This is a genomic window from Labrys sp. 22185 (genome assembly GCF_052045555.1).
GTDB lineage: Bacteria > Pseudomonadota > Alphaproteobacteria > Rhizobiales > Labraceae > Labrys > Labrys neptuniae.
Genome location: NZ_JBQEPH010000010.1, coordinates 199489 through 213446, shown reverse-complemented (window position 1 = coordinate 213446; position 13958 = coordinate 199489). Strand labels below are relative to the sequence as shown.

General features: G+C 62.4%; 10 protein-coding genes. 6 read left to right on the top strand and 4 right to left on the bottom strand.

Translation table 11 applies throughout. The features are described 5' to 3' along the window. Positions 1-14: 14 nt before the first annotated feature. Both ACTJKX_RS20740 and ACTJKX_RS20735 read right to left on the bottom strand, forming a co-directional pair. Positions 15-1163: an alpha-hydroxy acid oxidase gene (locus tag ACTJKX_RS20740; protein WP_440726349.1), complete on the bottom strand. Its 1149-nt coding sequence runs from the start codon at positions 1161-1163 to the stop codon at positions 15-17. 134 nt (positions 1164-1297) lie between these two features. Beyond that, entirely contained in the window at positions 1298-1741 is a 444-nt protein-coding gene (locus ACTJKX_RS20735; protein ID WP_394314683.1) for an RES family NAD+ phosphorylase, read from the bottom strand. A gap of 178 nt (positions 1742-1919) precedes the next feature. Between ACTJKX_RS20735 and ACTJKX_RS20730 the strand changes: the two genes are divergently transcribed. Beyond that, positions 1920-2321: a DoxX family protein gene (locus ACTJKX_RS20730; protein WP_394314682.1), complete on the top strand. Its 402-nt coding sequence runs from the start codon at positions 1920-1922 to the stop codon at positions 2319-2321. Between the two features lie 13 nt (positions 2322-2334). Here the strand turns inward: ACTJKX_RS20730 and opgC are convergent, their stop codons facing one another. Next, positions 2335-3831 (bottom strand): OpgC domain-containing protein, encoded by a 1497-nt coding sequence (gene opgC, locus ACTJKX_RS20725; protein WP_394314681.1) that lies wholly within the window; start codon positions 3829-3831, stop codon positions 2335-2337. 413 nt (positions 3832-4244) lie between these two features. Between opgC and ACTJKX_RS20720 the strand changes: the two genes are divergently transcribed. Next, positions 4245-5324 (top strand): alpha/beta hydrolase-fold protein, encoded by a 1080-nt coding sequence (locus ACTJKX_RS20720; RefSeq protein WP_311944799.1) that lies wholly within the window; start codon positions 4245-4247, stop codon positions 5322-5324. A gap of 81 nt (positions 5325-5405) precedes the next feature. On the opposite strand, the gene ACTJKX_RS20715 is transcribed toward ACTJKX_RS20720, so the two are convergent. After that, a complete protein-coding gene (locus ACTJKX_RS20715) occupies positions 5406-6191 on the bottom strand; it encodes an SDR family NAD(P)-dependent oxidoreductase (RefSeq protein WP_311944800.1) in 786 nt (261 codons plus the stop codon). Between the two features lie 415 nt (positions 6192-6606). On the opposite strand from ACTJKX_RS20715, the gene ACTJKX_RS20710 reads away from it, so the two are divergent. The 4 genes from ACTJKX_RS20710 (at position 6607) to ACTJKX_RS20695 (ending at position 13940) form a co-directional block, all read left to right on the top strand. After that, positions 6607-7767, top strand: a complete 1161-nt coding sequence (locus ACTJKX_RS20710) for an efflux RND transporter periplasmic adaptor subunit (RefSeq protein WP_440726348.1) — start codon at positions 6607-6609, stop codon at positions 7765-7767. Position 7768: 1 nt separating this feature from the next. Continuing rightward, a complete protein-coding gene (locus tag ACTJKX_RS20705; protein ID WP_394314679.1) occupies positions 7769-10960 on the top strand; it encodes an efflux RND transporter permease subunit in 3192 nt (1063 codons plus the stop codon). Between the two features lie 419 nt (positions 10961-11379). Continuing rightward, positions 11380-12228, top strand: coding sequence for a GNAT family N-acetyltransferase (locus tag ACTJKX_RS20700; protein ID WP_440726347.1), 849 nt, complete (start codon positions 11380-11382; stop codon positions 12226-12228). A 746-nt stretch (positions 12229-12974) separates the two neighbouring features. After that, entirely contained in the window at positions 12975-13940 is a 966-nt protein-coding gene (locus tag ACTJKX_RS20695) for a hypothetical protein (protein ID WP_440726346.1), read from the top strand. The last annotated feature ends 18 nt before the right edge of the window (positions 13941-13958 follow it).

Below are 13958 nucleotides of genomic sequence, written 5' to 3'. Positions count from 1 at the left end.
GGCCGGGAACCGTTTCAGGAACGCAGGCGAATGTTCTGGCGCGTGAGTTGGGCGACGGACGTGCAGCCCATCAGCTTCATGCCTCGCTCGATCTCGATCCGCATCAGCTCCAGGGCGCGCTCGACGGCGGGCTGCCCGCCTGCGGCAAGCGGGAATAGGTAATACCGGCCCAACCCGACAGCCTTGGCCCCCAAAGAGAGCGCCTTGAGGACATGCGTCCCGCGCTGGACACCGCCATCCATCATGACGTCGATCCGGTCTCCCACCGCATCGACGATCTCCGCCAGCTGGTCGAAGGCGCTGCGCGAGCCGTCGAGCTGGCGGCCGCCATGATTGGAAAGCACGATCGCACTGCAGCCGATTTCCGCCGCACGCCGTGCATCCTCGGCCGACATGATCCCCTTCAGGCAGAACGGTCCGTCCCAAAGCCGCACCATCTCCGCCACCTCGTGCCACGACATGGAGGGGTCGAGCATCTCGGTGAAATAGCGGCTGATCGACAGTGCCCCGCCGTCGAGCTTGAGGTGTTCCTGCAACTGAGGCAGCTGGAAGCGTTCATGGGTGAGATAGTTGATCGCCCAGGCCGGCTTGATCGCGAACTGGGCCATGCCGGCGAGCGTGAGCCTGAAGGGAATGGCAAATCCCGTGCGCTTGTCGCGCTCCCGATTGCCGCCGGTGATACTGTCGACGGTCAGCATCATCGCCTGCACGCCGGCGCTCTTGGCGCGCGCCATCATATCGTGGTTCAGGCCCCGATTCCTGTGGAAATAGAACTGGTAGACTTGCGGACCGCCGCTGATCCGCCGCGCCTCCTCCAGGCTGACGGTGCCGAGCGAGGACACCCCGAACATCGTGCCGTATTTTCCCGCCGCCGCCGCGACGGCCCGCTCGCCCTGGTGGTGGAAGAGGCGCTGCAGCGCGGTCGGCGAACAATAGACCGGCATGGCCAGCTTCTGGCCCATCACCGTGACCGACATGTCGACTTCCGCCACTCCGCGAAGCACGTTCGGAACCAGGTCGCAGGCCTCGAAGGCAGCGGTATTGCGCCGATAGGTCACCTCGTCATCAGCACCGCCGTCGATATAGTCGAAGATCGGCCCCGGCAGTCGCTGCCTGGCCATGCGACGGAAATCGTGAAAATTGTAGCACTGCCCGAGGCGCATCTGGTTGCTCTACCGGTTCGATCCGGGCGTACTCTACGGCATGGTTCGCAATATTGCCCAGGCGCCGCGTCGCAACCGGATGCACGAGGCTGAGGACGACAGGTGCGCCATCCAGCCACGGACGTTCATCGATCCTAGCCCGGCATGGGAGGCAGGCTGAGGCACTGCTCGAAACTGAACGGGCGCACCGTCAAGGGTGCGATCGAGCCCGCGTTGGGATGTCTCGGATTCATCAGGATGAGCCTGGCTTCCGGCAGCACGGCGGAGGGCACGGCTGCGAGCAGGGAGCGGTTCGAGGACAGCCATGCATCCCCCCTCGCCCGCTTCTCGACCGGATCCGGCGTGAAGGGAATGTCCTCCGGTTCTTCCTCAGTCTCGGTCCAGCCCAGCAAATAGTCCTGATCGATTCCCTCCAGATCCCGCGGCAAGTAACGCAGGACGATAAGGACGGAGAGGGCCGCTTCCGAGGCGAAATTGACGACCGGCCGGCCCGGCGACGTCCAGCGGGCGCCATGGCGCTCCGCGCCGCTGCCGTCGAGAGCCAGGAAGGGGCGCCGCGCCAATCGCCATAACCGCATGTCCGTCCCGCTTCCCTCATCGCCTGCAACAGGTCGGCGCCGAGAGATACTCCGGCAGCAGCCTTTTACAACGGGAAAAGCGAACGATCTTGCGCGGGTCCTGTCGGCCCCACGTGCAGACGAACGTCCTTGTGGCAACAGGCGGACAACCCGCTCCGCCAACATGGAGAACGAAGCCATGCCGAACGAAACCGCCTCCATCTCCAGGGGTGCCTATTGGACGGGCATCGTGCTCAGCACCCTGGTGGTGGTCTTCCTCCTCTTCGACGGTGCCATCAAGCTGGTGCCCCTGCAGGTGGTGATCGACACCATGCAGGGCCTCGGCTATCCGCCCGAACATGCCCGCACCATTGGCGTGATCACCCTCGCCGCCACGGTGCTCTACGCCATTCCGCGCAGCTCGATCCTGGGAGCGGTGCTGCTCACCGGCCTGCTGGGCGGCGCCATCGCCACCAATCTCAGGGCGGGCACGCCGGTCTTCAGCCACCTCCTGTTCGGGGTCTATCTCGGCGTGCTGATGTGGGGTGGCCTCTACCTGCGCGATGTCAGGGTTCGGGCCATCCTGCCCTTGCTGCGCTGAGGTGGGGGCTGGTTCAGCCCCTCACCATCACCGGGCCGCCGGCAGCCTTCTCGGCCTCGCTGAACTTGGCGGCGGCGCACAGGAAGGCGATGCCACCGCAGACGAGGGCGATCTGGATCCACAGCGCATCATGGCCCGTCATCAGCACCACCTGGCCGGCTCCGGCCAGCAGCGAGAGCAGGAAGAACACCAGCAGACTATGGCGGCCGAGCATGATCAGCGGCTGCATCACCCGCAGCGATGCCAGCTTGGGCGAGATGCCCAGTCCATAGATGAAGGCGGCCATGCCCAGGAAGTGCACGAGGCGGCCAAGGCCGAGATTGGTCTTGTCGAGGTCGAGCCAGCCATAGACGGCCTCACGCACGCCGAAGGACAGGCCGAAGCCGTTGGTGACTACGAAGGCACCCGCGAAGACGATCAGGCCGCCAAGGGCGAACAGCGGCTTGGAGATGGCGAGCCGCCCCTGCTGCAGCAGCAGGCCGACGGCGATACCGATCGCCATCATGAACTGCCAGGTGAAGGGGTTGAAGAACCAGCCGCCGGCGATCGGCCAGGACGGCAGGTTCCAGCCGTAATAACGGGCCAGGCCATAGAGCAGCGCCGAGGCCGTCAGCATCACGCCGATATGCAGCCGCGCCAGATAGAACAGAGCGGGCACCAGGGCGATCAGGGCGATATAGAGCGGCAGGATGTTGAAATAGCCGATCTGATGGCCAAGCGAGAGCGTGCCGAGCAGGAAGGTGCCGGCATCCTGGATGTATAGATCACGTCCATGCATCGCCATGAGATCGGGCATCCGCCAATGCAGGGCACCTGCCGCGAAGATGGCGATGCCGGCCAGCGTCATCAGGACATGCACGCCATAGAGCTTCAGGGCGCGCTTGCCGAGCGCCAGGGAGACATCGACTTCCTTGCCGGCATTGAACTTGCGGCCATAGGCAAGCGCCATGGCGACACCGGACATGAAGACGAAGGCTTCGGCCGAATCGGACAGACCGAAATTGCGCGAAGTGATGACCTCAAAGAGGTTGCCGGGCATGTGGTTGATGAAGATCGTGCACAGCACGAAGCCGCGCCACATGTCGACGGAGATGGCGCGCTGATTGGGCTTCACCGCCGGGCTGGCGGCAACCGGCTTCGGAGGGTTTTGCCGACGATCGGCAACATAGTCGATCAACAGGCGCACCGCCTCGCAAGCGCCGAAGATCAGGATCGCCGTAAGGGCGAACAAGGCCAGCGCCGGAAGCTGGGCGGGCGCCAGCCACAGCGTATAGAAGGGCTGGATGAACAGGAACGTGACGACGGTGGCCGTCAGCAGGATGGCAAACAGGCCAATGCCGAAGCCGAACAGAACTTCCGCAAGCACGACCGCCGGCAAGAAGACAAAGTATGAATAGCTGTGCCAGCCCAGATAGGCCTGCAGAAAATAGCAGGGCACGAACAAAAGCGCCGTAAGCAGATAGGGGCGCATCGGCCGTGCCAGCTGCAAAAAGCTGAATTGATTGTTCATAATACGCGCCTTCCACTTCCATCACTGCTGTCGCCGCGGCGCGCTTGAATTGCCACGACGGGATGCCAGCACTTCGGCATCCTTCCTTCAGCACCTCGCTCAACCAAGTTCAGAAGCGATTCTTGGAGCCTGGCGACATAGTGGCGGCCTCATCCTGTACCGGGGATGAACGAAGTTGCGGCCAAAAAGTTGCATGCCCTGTTGCATCATCGCCACGCTGTTCGACAAAATGACGCTCCGGCAACGTCAAGGCCGGAAATTGTCGTTGTTTTCCAAATTTGTGACACAGCTTGCCGTCATAAGCGGCTGGTCAAACGGCCTCAGCGCAGCAACCATGCGATGGATGCGAGCAGCGATCGCCGGCTTTCGACGAATTCGCTTGTCGCACGGCACAATACGAGCTTGAAATGCGCATGGTCCGCACCGAACCCGCAGGAATTTTTGCTGTTGCCCGCAGGGCCATGACGCTTTGTCTCGGCCTCCTTACCGGATTGACCATGCTCGCCGGGGCCAGGGCCAGCACGCTCGAGGAAATGTCCTTTCCCAGCAAGGCCTTGGGCCGGCCCTTGACCGTGTCTGTCTATCGTCCGGACCTGCCGGCGCCGGAAACCGGCTGGCCGGTGCTCTATCTCCTGCATGGCCGCGACGCCAATAATCGCGACTGGTCGTCGCTCGCCACCATCAAGGTGACGCTCGACCGTCTGATCAAGAGCGGGCGCATCAACCCGATGCTGGTGGTGATGCCCTCCGCCGGCAACAGCTGGTATGTCGATTCCGCCGATGTGAAGGGGCCGGGCAATTACGAAACCGCGCTCCTCAACGAGCTGCCTACCGCTTTCGAGAAGCGCTTCGCCCCCCATTGCACCCGCAAATCCCGCGCCATCGCCGGCATTTCCATGGGTGGCTTCGGGGCGCTGCGCTTTGCCTTCAAGCGGCCGGATCGCTTCGTCGCGGTCGCCAGCCTGTCCGGTGCACTGTGGCAGAACATCCCGACCTCCCAGACCATGACGGCATGGGCGGGCGCGAGCGGCAGCTATTTCAAGCGCATCGACCAGGCCACCGTGGTCGGAGGCCCCGATCTGCCACCGGAGGGCGCCCATTTCGGCGGTGCCTTCGGTACGCCCTTCGACGCCCGGCGCTTCAATGACGCCAATGTGTTCACCCTGCTCGCCCGGCAGATCGAAGCCGGCAGCGAACTGCCGGCGATCTATCTCACCGTTGGCGACCATGACGGCCTCAATTTCTGGCGCGGCTCCATGGCCCTCTACGAGACGCTGATGGCCGACAGGATCAACATCGAATTCCGCGTCACCGATGGCGACCACACCTGGTCGCTGTGGCGCAAGACCATCGAGGATGCCCTCGAATTCGTGGATTCGAAATTCACGCCGGTGACCGCCCCGCCCCTGGTGGCGGTGAGCCCTGCCATGCCGAGCAGCGCCAGCGGCGAACCGGCACCCAAGATGGCCGGCGGCGAGACCGTGGTGAAATAACCCGATCGGGGCTCTCCGCCGCTTCGATGCTTCAAGGGGCCGGCGAGCTGACCACGGTGAATCCGGTGCGCCCGGAAAACCTCATTCCGGCAGCACGATGCCGAGCTTGGCCATCACGCCGCCATCGATCTTGAAATCGCTGCCGGTGATGAAACGCGCCTTGTCGCCGGCCAGGAACGCGACGGCCTCGGCGATCTCCCAGGGCTGGCCGATGCGCCCGATCGGGTGGCCCTTGCCCCAGGCGGCAAGGGTGGCTTCCGCGGTCGAATCGCCCTTGTAGAGATCGGCGGCCCAGCGCAGCATCGGCGTATCGACCGAGGCCGGGCAGACGCTGTTGACGGTGATGTTCTCGCCGGCATGGTCGAGCGCCATCGCCCGCACCAGCGCATTGATGCCGCCCTTGCTGGCGGTATAGGCGGCAACCGAGGTCTGCGACGCGAAGGCCTGCACGGACGAGATCGCCACGATCGCGCCCCCGCCGCGCTTGCGCATCTCGGGAATGGCGTATTTGGCCGCCAGATAGATGCCCTTGAGATTGACGTCGAGCACGTCGTCCCAGACCTCCTCCGGCGTCTCGACCACCGTGCCGTAGCGCTGGATGCCGGCGCAGCACACCAGGATGTCGACGCCGCCAAAGGCGCTCGCCGCCTCAGCTGCGGCTGCCTGCATGTCTGCCGCCTTGCGCACATCGCCCACCAGGCCACGCACCTGCGGGCCAAGGCTGGCAAGGGCGGTCTCGATGGACGCCTTGTCGTTCGCCACGATCAGCACATCCGCACCGCCCTGCACGAAGCGTGTGGCGCAGGCCAGCCCCATGCCAAGGCTGCCACCGGTCACGATCACGGACTTGCCGGCAAAATCACTCATGACTTCCCCCTTGCGCCAGCGGCCCTTGCCGGACCCGGCGCTTCATCTTTTCTTGCCGAGTTTCTGTAGAAAGATTCTGCCGCCCTGTCCCCTCTTTTGAAAGTCATGTCCAAGTCGGGCGGCATCGGCGCTGTTGCAAAAATGTCCCATTTAGGGCAGGAGCGACGCTGGCTTGCCGGTTTGTGCCGCGGAGGCCATTGATCTGCCACAATGGAGCTTCCAAAAAGGCAGTTCATTCTACTAAATTGTTTTTGTTTTTTATTTTGATCCAGTTTGTCTCGTGGCGCCGCATCACTGCGATGGGGATGCCAAGCGCCGCAGCGGCTGGCATCTTGCGACAGGGCGCGTGATGATAGCAGCAATTCTACGGCGTTTTCTTTCTTCCAATTCCTACGCGCAGCCCCGCCCCCTACCAATGCTCGCCCTCGCGGCATTGCTCGGCTCGACCGCGATGGTGCCGGTTTTCGTCTCGCCGGCCGCCGCCCAGATGCCCAACGCCGGTCCTCCGGCCGTCGGCTTCATCGTCGCCGCCAAGATGCCGATCACCCAGACCCAGCAATTCATCGGCCGCATCGAGGCGATCAATCGGGTCAGCATCGTAGCCCGCGTAACCGCCCAGCTCGAGGAAACCCCGTTCACGGAAGGACGCGAGGTCAAGAAGGGCGAAGTGCTCTTCCGGCTGGAGCAGCCGCCCTACCAGGCCGCCCTCGACGTCAACAAGGCCCTGATCGCCCAGTATGAAGCGCAGCTTCGCAATGCGAAGCTGACGACCGAGCGTGCGCAGGCCCTGCTCAAGACGCCTGCCGGCCAGCAATCGACGGTCGACACGGCGATCGCCTCGCAGCAGGCTCTCGAAGCCCAGATCCTGGGAGCGAACGCCCAGCTGCGCACCTCGCAGATTAATCTCGACTACACCACCATCACCTCGCCGATCGACGGCAAGATCGGGCGCTACGCCGTCACCACCGGCAACATCGTCGGGCCGACCTCGGGAACGCTCGCCACCATCGTCAGCCAGGATCCGATGTATGTCACCTTCCCGGTGCCGTCGCCGCAATTCCTGGAAATGTCGAAATATTACGGCAGCCGCGGCGGCTTTGCCGCCGTGCGCATCAAGCTGAAGCTGCCCGACGGCTCGACCTATGAGCAGGACGGCAAGCTCAATTACGTCGATCCGACCATCGCCAACGGCACCGACACGGTGACCCTGCGCGGCGAGATCGCCAACCCCACCGTCTCCGGCGCCACGCCCGGCGAGATCAACCGCCGGCCGCTGATCGACGGTGAGTTCGTCACCGTGCTGCTCGAGGGCGTGGAGCCGATCCAGGTGCTTGGCATCCCGCGCGGCGCCGTGCTGACCGACCAGCAGGGCAGCTATGTCTATGTGGTCGGCCCGGACAATGCCGTCGAGCAACGCCGCGTCCAGCTTGGCCAGACGACGCCCGCCACCGCCATGGTCTCGGCCGGTCTCAACGAAGGCGAGAAGGTGATCGTGGACGGCATCCAGAAGGTCCGTCCCGGCATCAAGGTCGCCCCCTCGCCGGCCCCCGCCTCCAACAATGGGGCGGCAAAGTAAGATGTTTTCATCCGTCTTCATCGACCGGCCGCGCCTCGCCGTCGTCATCGCCATCGTCATAACCCTGGCGGGCGCGCTGGCGATGGGCTTCCTGCCCGTCGCCCAATATCCCGACCTGGTACCGCCGCAGGTCCAGGTCAGCGCCACCTATCCGGGCGCCTCGGCTTCCGTGGTCGAATCTTCCGTGGCACAGCCGCTGGAAGCCCAGATCATCGGCGTCGACAAGATGCTGTACATGCAGTCGAACAGCGGCAATGACGGCAGCTACGGCCTCACCGTCTCCTTTGCGCTCGGCTCCGATCCCGACATCGACACGGTGAACGTCAACAACCGCGTGCAGGCCGCGCTCGCCAAGCTGCCGGACACGGTGCGAACCCAGGGCGTGACGGTGCAGAAGCGCTCGTCCTCGATCCTGCAATTCGTGCTGTTCTCGTCGGACGATCCCAAGCTCGATCCGCTGTTCATCACCAATTATCTGGCGATCAACGTGCTCGACCGGCTGTCCCGCACACCCGGTGTCGGCCAGGCCAGCCTGTTCAGCAAGCAAAACTATTCCATGCGGATCTGGTTCGATACCCAGCGCATGACCAATCTGGGCCTGCAGCCCTCCGATATCGCCAGCGCGATCCAGTCGCAGAACGTGCAGGCGCCGGTCGGGCGCATCGGCGCACAGCCGGCCGCCGCGGACCAGCAATTGCAGCTCAACCTGCAGACCCAGGGGCGCCTGACCACGCCGGAGCAGTTCGGCAATATCGTGGTGCGCGCCAATCCTGATGGCTCGGTGCTGCGCGTGCGTGACGTCGCCCGCGTCGAAATGGGTGCCCAGAACCTCGACACCACCTCGCGCCTCAACGGCAAGCCGGCCGTCGCGGTCGCCATCTATCTGTCGCCCGGCGCCAATGCCGTGGCAACTTCGAAGGAAGTGCAGAAGACCCTCGCCGCTGCGCAGAAGAACTTCCCCAAGGGGCTGTCCTCCACCGTCGTCTACGACACCTCGACCTTCGTCTCCGATACCATCGGCGAGGTGATCCGGACGCTGATCGAAGCCTTCATCCTGGTGGTGGTCGTTGTCTTCCTCTTCCTGGGCAGCCTGCGCGCCACCATCATTCCGGCCATCGCCGTGCCCGTCAGCCTCGTCGGCACCTTCGCCATCATGCTGGCGCTCGGCTATTCGGCCAATACGGTGTCGCTGCTGGCCCTGGTGCTTGCCATCGGTATCGTCGTCGACGACGCCATCGTCGTGGTCGAGAACGTCGAACGCGTGATGGAGGAGGAGCCGGAGCTGTCGCCGGTCGCCGCCACCAAGAAGGCGATGAGCCAGATCACCGCGCCGATCATCGCGATCACCCTGGTGCTGCTGTCGGTGTTCGTGCCGATCGCCTTCATCCCGGGCCTGACGGGCGAGCTGTTCCGCCAGTTCGCCGTGACCATCTCGGCCGCCATGCTGATCTCGGCCCTCAACGCCCTGACGCTGTCGCCCGCTTTGTGCGCCGTCTTCCTGCGCCACAGCAAGAAGCGCGGCATCATGGCCTGGGTGATGCGGCGGATCGACAATGTCCGCGACGGCTACGCCGCCGTGGTGACGAGGCTGGTGCGCGTCTCCGTGCTGAGCGTGGTTGCCGTCGCCGCCTTCGCGGCGGGTACCTATTTCCTTCAGCAGAAGACCCCCACCGGCTTCGTGCCTGAGGAGGACCAGGGTGCCTTCTTCATCGTCCTGCAATTGCCGGACGGCGCCTCGGTCAATCGCACCACAGCCGTGGTCGAACAGGTCGAAGGCATCCTCAAGAAAATGCCGCAGATCCAGGACAATCTGGCGATCGTCGGCTTCTCGTTCCTCGATGGCGGCGCCCAGTCGAACAGCGCCTTCATGGTGGCGCGCCTGAAGCCGTTCGAGGATCGCAAGAAGGCGGCCGATTCCGCCCAGACGCTCATCAGGCAGGTTTTTGGCGCTACGCAGTCGATCAACACCGCTCAGGTGCTGGCGCTCAACGTGCCGCCGATCATCGGCCTGTCCACCACGGGCGGTTTCCAGTACATGCTGGAAAACCTCGAGGGCGCCGAGCCGGCAACCATGGCAGGCGTGGCGCAGGGCCTGATCGCGGCTGCGAACCAGGATCCGAAATTGTCGCGCGTGTTCACCACTTTCAGCGCGAACAACCCGTCGATCTTCCTCGACATCGATCGTGACAAGGCCCAGGCCCTGGGGCTGCAGATGTCGGATGTGTTCGCCGCCCTGCAGGCGACGCTGGGCTCGGCCTATATCAACGACTTCAACCTGTATGGCCGTACTTGGCAGGTCAACATCCAGGGCGAGATCGGCGATCGCAACGATACCGAGGCGTTGTGGAAGATCTATATCCGCAACAACAAGAACGAGATGGTGCCGCTACGCTCCATCACCTCGATCTCGACCCAGCTCGGGCCTCAGACGATCGCGCGCTATAACAATTATCGCGCCGTGAGCGTCAACGGCTCGCCCGGGGCGGGCATCTCCTCGGGCGATGCCATGTCGGCGATGGCCGAGGTCTCGGCCAAGACCCTGCCGCCCGGCTATGGCTTCGAGTGGACGGGCACCTCCTATCAGGAGAGCCAGGCCTCCGGCCAGACGGGCATCATCCTTGGCCTTGCCGTGCTGTTTGCCTTCCTCTTCCTGGTGGCCCTGTATGAGAGCTGGGTGATTCCGATCCCCGTGTTGCTGTCCGTGGTGGTGGCGGTGTTCACCTCCTTCCTCGGCATCCTGTTCGTCCCGCAATTCCTGGCCTGGGTCGGCTCGATAACCGGGATGCCGGTCGCCACGCTTTCTCTCGACGTCTACGCCCAGATCGGTCTGGTGGTGCTGATCGCACTCGCCGCCAAGAACGGCATTCTGATCGTCGAGTTCGCCAAGGAACAGCGCGAGGCCGGCCTGCCGATCCGGGATGCCGCCATTCTCGGTGCCAAGATGCGGTTCCGCGCGGTGATGATGACGTCGATCGCCTTCATCCTCGGCCTGGTGCCGCTGGTGATCGCCACCGGTGCCGCCATGGTCAGCCGCCGCGCCGTCGGTACGGCTGTGTTCGCCGGCATGGTGGGCGCCTCCGTTCTCGGCATCTTCCTGATCCCGATGCTCTATGTCTTCTTCCAGGGCTTGCGCGAATGGGTGAAGCAGCGTTTCGGGGGCAAGCCCCACGCGGGAGATAACCCCGCCCATTAGATCGGGCTCCTTCCGTAACGCACAAATCACCCCGCTACGGCAACGTAGCGGGGTTTTTCATGCGCAGGCCGGCAATGGAAAGAACTAAGATGGTAATTTGGCGGACGCACTACCCCATCGCAGGTCCTATCTAATACTTTTGGTTTAATTAAATATTTTTAATGTACGAAAAAGGATAGTATCCTCGGAATTATTATTGAAATTGAAGCATAAACTCGAAGCTCCAATCTTGACCGCCGCCTGAATCATTCTGTAAACGACCAAGGAAGCGCGATTATTCGATAATTATTTCAATCATACTGGGCCACCAGCAGCGTGTTGGAAAAGCGACGTCAGGCATCCTTGTCGACCCCTTGGTCCCGACCGTCTTCCATGAAGACTGGTGGCTGAACGCGGCTACGCTGGGGAAAGTCGAATTCGTGGAACATGAGGAAGGAGGGCGCACCGTCGGACGCCTGCCCTATGTCCTGGAATCGCGTCTTGGCTTGCAGAGCGCCAACATGCCGCCGATGACGCATTTCCTCGGCCCCGGCGTTGTCGAACCCCAGGGATCGAAGCCGAACCGCTTCCTGAAGACGCAAGGGATCATCCGCGAACTGCTGCGCAAGCTCCCGGCAATCGCCTCCTTCCGCCAGAAAATGCATGCGGGCATTTCGGATGCTCTCGCTTTCCAGGCCGAGAATTACGAGGTCTCGGTGCAATTCACCTTCGAGATCCAGCCGGCAGAACAACAACAGCTCTGGCGCGGCATGCGTGACAAGACGCGCAACGTGATCCGCCGAGCCGAGGAGCATCATCTCGTCTCGCAGGACATGGATCCGGAGGAATTCTTCCGCTTCGCGAGCGCCAATCTGGAAGCGCGCAACGAAAGCGCCAATGTCGATTTTGCGGCCTGCCAAGCGGTCACGGCGGCCAGTCTGGAACGCAGACGCGGCCACTTCCTGGTAGCCCGCGATGGCGGCGTGGCCAAGGCGGCCGTCTTCTGCGCCTGGGACAGCAAGGCCTATTACTACCTGCTGTCGACCCGGTCGGCCGACAGCGCGAATGGCGTCATCCCCTTGCTGCTCTGGCACGGTATCCGAGAGGCGGTTGCCCGTGGCCTGACCTTCGACTTCGACGGGGTGGTCAATTCAGGCTCGATGCTGCTGTTCTCCGGCTTCGGGGGCACCGTGAGTCCGCGCTACATCGTCTCCAAGTCGACGCCGCTCTATCGCACCCTACGGGAGATCCGCCGCTTCAACCCGGAAGTCTACAACGCGTTTTGCTGATATCTGCGTGCCACAACGCCGAGGGGCGGGCTCGCATTGCCGGCGTGAGCAGCCGCGTACTGTTCGGATAAAAAAGCGATCGCAGCGGGCGATAAAAGGCCCGAAAACAGGCCCGTGCATCGAGCGACCTGGCGGATTTGCGCGGAACGGGACCCACAACAGAAAACGGAGGAATGAGCCTGCAACTCAATTCCTCCGGTCCTGAATTCACCAACGTCGAGTTCTCACAGGTGAGATCTACACTTGGATGCTACGTGAAGCACCGCCTGGCAGAAGAACACCCACAACCCCGCAACGTAGTCGCTAGCCTTGGCGCCCCTGCTAGCTTGGGTAGGATCTTACGGGAGAGAGCTCACAAGTCTACCCGTCAAAAATGCCGGGGTCTTTCCGGGAACATCCGCCCCGATATTTGGCGCTTCAAAATTCCTGTTGAAGTTCAATGAGATAAGCCCTCAAGGCAATCGCGTCCCGCCAATGGTCATCGGAATCTGAACGGCAACAGCACACACAAACGATATTACAAGCACAGTATCCCGATTTCATGGGAAAGGACGCGCGTTTCTTCATTTCTCCTTTGCACAAATTGGACAACCATGTAGAGAATATGTCCAAAATAGGGCTTTCCGAGATTGAGTTGGCCAAACACGATCCAGATGGAAACAATGACGGATAATTCTGCGATTGCTTATATCGATACGGAATACAAAAATCCGCTGCGTGATAGAATTACCCAGATCGAAGGGTGGGTGTCATCGCATAGCCCGATCGATTCACTTTCGGTTTTCGTCAATCGGCAGCCGCTTGGTTATGTCGAGACCTGCGAACGCCCCGACGTTCCCATCGCGACCAACCGGCCGCACGCGCTCGGCTGGCACGTCTATTTCGAACCCCGCAAACATCTGATCGGCGAGCTCGGCACCATCCTGATCGAGGTCGCAGTCAATGGCAGCGTGGTTCAACGCCGCTATCACCGTTATGACCCGCGTCCCCATTCGACGCGGCCGGCCGTCTATTTCATGCATATTCCCAAGACGGCAGGAACCAGCACCCGGCGAGCCCTGCAAAGCGACCCGGATATCCATTTGCTGCAAGTCTATCATCAATATCCCTGCCTGCATGAAGAGCAGTTCGCCACCTTCAGCGACAGCGCCCTCGATGACGTCGACATCATCTTCGGCCACTACATGTACGGGCTTCACAGGCATTCCGGCAGGCGCCACCGGTATGTTTCGATCGTGAGGGATCCGATCGACCATGCCATCTCATGTTACCTCTACATGAAATATGTCATGAAGGACCCAAGGATCGTCATCCGCTCGTCGATCTTCGATGCGTTCGACAATGTCGATGACGTGACCTTCGATAATTACAGCACGCGATATCTGGCTGGATATCCTGACCAGCCGAAAGTCGGGCCGGCACAATTCGAGACGGCGCTGAAAAATGTCGACAACGACTTTGCCTATATCGGCACGGTCGAGAACTACAAGCAGAGCCTGGAGGCGATCAGCTTCTACCTCGGCAAGGAGCTGCCACATCATGTCGACAACGTCACGCCGGCGTCGGACGAGATGGCCGCGCTCGACAGGAACGAGGTGGCCGAACGCCTCGGTCCCCGGCTGGGCCATGACCTGAAGCTCTATCAGGCGATACGAGAGAGGTTTCCGGGCGACTATTTCTTCGATATGCGGGCGCGATCCCATGCGGGATAGGTTCTTCGCGAACAGCGG

Coding starts and splice junctions, on each gene's coding strand:
- ACTJKX_RS20740 (WP_440726349.1), bottom strand. CDS start 1,163: ATGCGCCTCGGGCAGTGCTACAATTTTCACGATTTCCGTCGCATGGCC.
- ACTJKX_RS20735 (WP_394314683.1), bottom strand. CDS start 1,741: ATGCGGTTATGGCGATTGGCGCGGCGCCCCTTCCTGGCTCTCGACGGC.
- ACTJKX_RS20730 (WP_394314682.1), top strand. CDS start 1,920: ATGCCGAACGAAACCGCCTCCATCTCCAGGGGTGCCTATTGGACGGGC.
- opgC (WP_394314681.1), bottom strand. CDS start 3,831: ATGAACAATCAATTCAGCTTTTTGCAGCTGGCACGGCCGATGCGCCCC.
- ACTJKX_RS20720 (WP_311944799.1), top strand. CDS start 4,245: ATGGTCCGCACCGAACCCGCAGGAATTTTTGCTGTTGCCCGCAGGGCC.
- ACTJKX_RS20715 (WP_311944800.1), bottom strand. CDS start 6,191: ATGAGTGATTTTGCCGGCAAGTCCGTGATCGTGACCGGTGGCAGCCTT.
- ACTJKX_RS20710 (WP_440726348.1), top strand. CDS start 6,607: ATGCTCGCCCTCGCGGCATTGCTCGGCTCGACCGCGATGGTGCCGGTT.
- ACTJKX_RS20705 (WP_394314679.1), top strand. CDS start 7,769: ATGTTTTCATCCGTCTTCATCGACCGGCCGCGCCTCGCCGTCGTCATC.